General features: G+C 51.4%; 2 rRNA genes. Both read right to left on the reverse strand.

The features are described from left to right. Positions 1–421 (reverse strand): 23S ribosomal RNA (locus JV16_RS14920); the annotation flags it as partial. Positions 422–576: 155 nt separating this feature from the next. Continuing rightward, positions 577–776: ribosomal RNA gene (locus JV16_RS14925) — 16S ribosomal RNA — on the reverse strand; the annotation flags it as partial.

The following is a 776-nucleotide window of genomic DNA, read 5'->3' on the forward strand; positions in this document are numbered from 1 at the left end:
GTACTCAGGATCCACTCAGGAGGGAACGAAGTTTCGACTACAGGGCTGTTACCTCCTCTGGCGGGCCTTTCCAGACCGCTTCATCTACTCCGTTCCTTTGTCACTCCGTATTGAGTGTCCTACAACCCCAAGAGGCAAGCCTCTTGGTTTGGGCTGTTCCCGTTTCGCTCGCCGCTACTCAGGGAATCGCTTTTGCTTTCTTCTCCTCCGGGTACTTAGATGTTTCAGTTCCCCGGGTATGCCCTCCATACGCTATGGATTCACGTATGGATACTGTCCCATTACGGACAGTGGGTTTCCCCATTCGGAAATCTCCGGATCAACGCTTACTTACAGCTCCCCGAAGCATATCGGTGTTTGTCCCGTCCTTCATCGGCTCCTAGTGCCAAGGCATCCACCGTGCGCCCTTTCTAACTTAACTAAACACACTTTTCAGCCTGTTATCTAGTTTTCAAAGAACAATTTTAACCTCGTCTTCTCTATAGTGAGTAGACGCAGGCGCGAGTTGAGGGATATTCCCTCAAAACTAAACGAAGCGAAAAAGCGTTTTTTCATCATATCAATGATATCCCTTAGAAAGGAGGTGATCCAGCCGCACCTTCCGATACGGCTACCTTGTTACGACTTCACCCCAATCATTTGCCCCACCTTCGGCGGCTGGCTCCCGTAAGGGTTACCTCACCGACTTCGGGTGTTGCAAACTCTCGTGGTGTGACGGGCGGTGTGTACAAGGCCCGGGAACGTATTCACCGCGGCATGCTGATCCGCGATTACTA

Origin of the sequence: Anoxybacillus ayderensis, assembly GCF_000833605.1 — a bacterium.
GTDB lineage: Bacteria > Bacillota > Bacilli > Bacillales > Anoxybacillaceae > Anoxybacillus > Anoxybacillus ayderensis.